Annotated in this window: 5 protein-coding genes and 1 pseudogene; 4 read left to right on the top strand and 2 right to left on the bottom strand. The window is 53.0% G+C overall.

The window, feature by feature from the left end; translation table 11 throughout:
• On the top strand, window positions 1-455 hold a 455-nt coding region (locus C7K08_RS15615), incomplete at its 5' end, for a hypothetical protein (protein ID WP_206603864.1).
• Between the two features lie 10 nt (window positions 456-465).
• Here the strand turns inward: C7K08_RS15615 and C7K08_RS16520 are convergent.
• Window positions 466-1062 carry a hypothetical protein gene (locus C7K08_RS16520; RefSeq protein ID WP_241537258.1) on the bottom strand — a complete coding sequence of 199 codons (597 nt, stop codon included), beginning with the start codon at window positions 1060-1062 and terminating at the stop codon, window positions 466-468.
• 183 nt (window positions 1063-1245) lie between these two features.
• Window positions 1246-1731: pseudogene (locus tag C7K08_RS16930) on the bottom strand (nucleotidyltransferase family protein); the annotation flags it as partial.
• 21 nt (window positions 1732-1752) lie between these two features.
• On the opposite strand from C7K08_RS16930, the gene C7K08_RS12670 reads away from it, so the two are divergent.
• The 3 genes from C7K08_RS12670 to C7K08_RS12660 all read left to right on the top strand — a co-directional run.
• On the top strand, window positions 1753-3162 hold the full coding sequence (locus tag C7K08_RS12670; RefSeq protein WP_106500942.1) for a glycosyltransferase family 2 protein: 1410 nt from the start codon (window positions 1753-1755) through the stop codon (window positions 3160-3162).
• Between the two features lie 159 nt (window positions 3163-3321).
• Window positions 3322-4329 carry a glycosyltransferase gene (locus C7K08_RS12665; RefSeq protein WP_161955918.1) on the top strand — a complete coding sequence of 336 codons (1008 nt, stop codon included), beginning with the start codon at window positions 3322-3324 and terminating at the stop codon, window positions 4327-4329.
• A gap of 3 nt (window positions 4330-4332) precedes the next feature.
• On the top strand, window positions 4333-4701 hold a 369-nt coding region (locus C7K08_RS12660), incomplete at its 3' end, for a hypothetical protein (RefSeq protein ID WP_133165265.1).

Here is a 4701-nt window from a genome sequence, read left to right as displayed (position 1 = left end):
GTGTTGGCCTTCAATATGATGCCAGCCGCAAAAAAAATATCGGCAATCAATCCGAGGACCTTGGCTCCGCCTATCTATTGGATTACGATTCCGTTACAGGCCTATTTAGCAACTACAAAACCTTTAATTACCCATCTACAAGCTCTTCAAAAACGCTTGAAACCCATTTCGAGGGTATTTGGTATAACGGCAACGGCACATACAAATTGCCAGCCACAATTTCACCAGGGCCCAATGGCAGCCTTGGGGCTGCAGCTACTGCAACAATCACCAGAGATAGCTTAACTGGTGGATTTTCAAACGCCAGCTGGGAAATACTGCCGCTCAATTACCCTTCCACTGGTGCAGTTCCAGTTTTCACAACAAATGATTCCATCTTTGATAAAGCAAGCGTTGGAGCTTACACATTAAGCCAGGGCAATTTTTCTGATTATGCATTTCTAAATGCAACCTAAAACTAATCATTTACTTTTTATCATTTTTATCAATTTCTTTGGCCCGCTCCTGCCAYAGCYGYYTWCCTAATTCCGGCCCCGGTTGATAACCCATTGCGAGCAATTCCTTGCCGCYAATKGCTGGCCGCTGCAACCGCCAACGCAATAACCAACGCAATAAATGRTATCTAGCCGGTTCACCAGGCTGCAACAGCACCAGCAGCACCGGCAATGGCTGGCCGCCATTGCCGGGTTGCTCCAATGCGGCAGTCCATTGCGATGGCCGCCAACTATGGCTGGGGCGCTCCCTTTGCAACCAATGGCGCAGTKCAGCMACCTGGCCAAGCAGCTCCCATAGCCGTTGCGGAATTTGCAAACGCTCTGCAATCGCTTGTTTATCAGCCACAWCACCGGGGGCTAAATCRATCAATGCAAACAGCCTTAAATCCRCCGCCGTAAACGCCGGCTCCAAAGCAGCTCCCCAGCAACCAAAACGGCTCAAAAAGCGAGCGCTACCCCTTGGCAATCGCTGCCAACCSCGCTGCAGTAGCTCCAAACCACGCCACTGCTCAAGCAACAACAAGGCCCCMYGCCARTTGGTTTCAGCAAACAACAATTCCAATTCCATYCGCAACCTTGCCCCTAAAGCAGGRGCCCCCKGRGGCCARGGCCAGCTATTRAGCATCACGCWTGCCTGCTCCCAACTSGCGGGGGCCCATTGCAAATCAAACCTTGCCCCGTAGCGCACYGCCCKGATCAASCGGGTGGGATCATCCCTCAGGCTGCTCCCATGCAGCAAACGCAGCTGCCTTGCGSCTAAATCAGCGGCYCCACCCAAGGGATCCAGCAGCTCCAGSSCTGGTATGCGCATAGCCATGGCATTAAGRCTGAAATCACGCCGTTGCAAATCAATTTGCARATTTGCAGRTTGCACCACGGGCTGAKCMCCTGGAAAGCCATAGCTTTCACTGCGGGCTGAACTCAAATCACACAGCAACAAYTGGCCATTWATTTGCAAYTGCAACCKGGCAGTGCCRTAGYTGCTRWRSGGGGTGCACTGCAACAGCTGATAACCAAGCGGCAACTGAGAAGCGGCAGCAGCAGCAACGATCGCCTCAGCCAGCRCCAGGGCAGGCCAGCTCGCCGGCCCTTCCACCACCAGATCAAGATCYTTYAATGGCAGCKCTTGCCCSAGCMATTGATCCCGCACCGCACCACCCACCAAGCTCAATTGCAGCYSCARRGGAGTWGCWAKAGCCASTARCCATTCAAKCCACWCCGSATRRGGCAAACTCATGGGCGCAAGCGCCATAGGCCTGTGAAGGATCGCCCTAAGCCTGCCCGTTGGTGGAACAAGTGCAAGCAACCAAAACGGGTATTAGCGGAAAGGTTGGTGCCAAAACTGGAACGTTGGCGCGGTGAAATCTGGGCTGATTTGTGGCGCTATGGCTTAATTCGAATCCAACCAGGTCTGAGGGCAAGCAAAACGGCAARCGCTGATTTCAGCCTGCTGTTGCCGCCCGGCTGGCCGATCTCCAAGCGCCAACACAAGCGCCTGARGCGATTACTAAGTGCCCGGCAACATTGGAGCAATGCCCTTGTTGTTAGCTGCGACGACTGGCTGCCCCAAGCAAATGGCAAACGGGCCTGGCGTCAAAAAGGTTTATTAGATCCCTTTTTAGATGGGGCCAGCGCAGAAGCGGAGGGTCCRCTATTGCTTAGCAATGCTGTTTTGCAACACATGGGCCCGGCGCCATTGGCCGGCCCCGARAGGATTGAATGGCGCAGCCGGTTACTGGCTTGCGTTGGCCCGGAGCGCTGGGCCCATGTGCCCCTGCCCCTGCTGCAGGCGCCAGCGCCAAGCCCCACGCCCCAGCTGGCTAGCCCAAAAGGCACACCCCTGGTGAGTGTGTTGATCCCCAGTGGTGGTTTTTCCAAAACCATCAAGGGGCGCTCCACCCTGCTGCTGCGCCACTGTCTGGAAAAGTTATTGCAGCGCAGTAGCTATCGCGAATTAGAAATCGTAGTGATCGATGCAGGTGAACTATCACCGGAACTACTTTCTGAACTTGAAACACTCACCAGTTCAAAACTTGGTGCTGGCCGCTGGCGCCATGAACGCAGCTATAAACCCTATAGCTACAGCCAAAGGCTCAACCAGGCCGCTGCCGCCAGCAAAGGTGAATGGCTACTGCAACTAAACGACGACACTGAACTGCTAGAGCCAAATTCAATTGCTTCCATGCTGGCCCAAGCYCAAAGGCCTGAGGTGGGGGTGGTGGGTGCACTGCTGCTCTACCCCAATGGYCGCGTRCAACATGCAGGYGTAGCAATAGACAACTTGGCCCCACGCCATGCCTGGGCTAGCTGCAAACCAGAGCGCCTGCCGCCTGGGCTACTAGAAACAGCTAGGGCATTTCAAGCCGTTACCGCYGCCGTGTGCATGTGCAGTGCAAATCTCTGGCGGCAACTGGGTGGTTTGTGCCTTGAGCTACCAATTAACTACGGCGATGTGGACTTCTGCCTGCGAGCTCGCCAAGCTGGCAAGGTTGTGCTGCTGGATCCCGCCAGCCGCTGGATCCATTTCGAATCCGCCAGCCGCAGCCTTGATCTGGTGCCCCCAGAACTGGGTTTATTCCAGGAGCTATGGGCTCAACAGCTGGGCGGCATTTGGTGCAYAGACCCCTACGTATCCCGTTGGCGGCAATTACTAGCAATGAAAAGCTGAACGATGCCATTCCAGCAGGCACCAAAGTTTTGGCTCTAYAGCCACAACTTCACCCATACCGGTGCACCGCTGGTTTTAGGCGCCATTGCYCGSGAATTAGCGGAGCAGGGCTGGCGSCGGCRGYTAMGRCTASTCAGTTGGGGAGGGCACCACGACAGGGTGCACACCAAACTGCGCCGCGAACTTGAGGCGGAAGGCTTCMATTGCAGGGTTTTAAACCCRGAGCAAGCAGCACCAAAGCCAAAGCCAAACGACCGCATCCTGCTCAATAGCCTTGCCCTGCCCGAGGCGGTGATCAAAACAGCCTTAGCGCGGCTTGAGTGCGGCGAAATCAAACGCTTGGATTGGTATGGCCATGAGGGCAATCCAAGCCAGCTACTGGCGGATAAGCAGTGGCCCCAAAGGCTATTGCCACTGCTAAGCACAGGCAAATTGCAAATGAGGCTGCCCTCTATTCACACCCTTGGCAGCTATCAAAACTGGCTTGAATACAGCGGCTCAAACCTTGCGGTGCAAACACCTCTATTACCGCTGAAAAACGGTGGGTGTTCATTATTTGATCAACCCCTTCCAACATTTAATAGCTTGCGCTTACAACTCACCGGCATGGCCGGTGATGGCAACAAGGGGCATAGCTGGTTGTTGCAATTAATACAACAAGCACTTTGCCTAGAAAAAAAAGARTTCCGGCCTCTGGAATTGCAATTCATTGGTCTTGAGAGCGATTTCCATGCACTTCTTGATCGGGAACTGCGTTTTTGGGGCCACGCCTTGCTAGGTGATCGCTTCAGCTGGGTACCCCATGGSAACCGAAGCGATGCCTTRAATGCAATGGTTAATGCAAATTTTSCAGTTAGCTGTTCCCGCTCTGAAACGTTTTCAATGGTTTCATTGGAAGCTATGGCCCTAGGTCAACCACTGCTGCGAAACCGCACAGGGGGCTGGCAGGAACAACTGCTAGGGGGTATCAATGGATTTGATCTTGGTGAAACTGGTCTAACTCCTCAGCCTCAGCACGTGCAACTTTTGCAAAGATTGAGAGATCCCCTCTTAACAACAAACTCTCAGCTGCAAACAATGGCGCAAGCAGCCCGCGCAAAAGCAAAGAGTTTCAGTCAGATGAACTACTCCAACTGGCTTCTAAACTCACTAAAGCCATCTAGATAGCCCATGACAAAGTACCTACCCCTACTGGATTTATTGCTTCCAATAGCAGTGGTACTTTTTTTGATGCCAATTAGTCCTTCGATTAGCAGTTTGCCAGCAACAATATGGGTGATGCTGCAACTTATCTGCTCCCCAACACAAAAACGTTGGGCCCTTTGGCCCTTGGCCTTTGTGGTGTTAGCCATGGGTAGATCCTGGTGGCTAAATGAAATGCCTCACCCAGCCGCCAGTGAAGACATTTTATTAATAATTACAAGTTTTCTTGCTGCCTCAGGCATCAGTCAAAATCGTTGGCCGCAATTACTTAAAACAATTCTATTGCCATTGCCACTGCTATTACTACAATTAAGCTCATCCCCATGGACTCCAAAT

It is taken from the genome of Synechococcus lacustris str. Tous (genome assembly GCF_003011125.1).
Classification (GTDB): domain Bacteria; phylum Cyanobacteriota; class Cyanobacteriia; order PCC-6307; family Cyanobiaceae; genus Synechococcus_D; species Synechococcus_D lacustris.
Note: the sequence above shows the minus strand (reverse complement) of the source record. Positions and strands in the feature narration are given on the sequence as shown.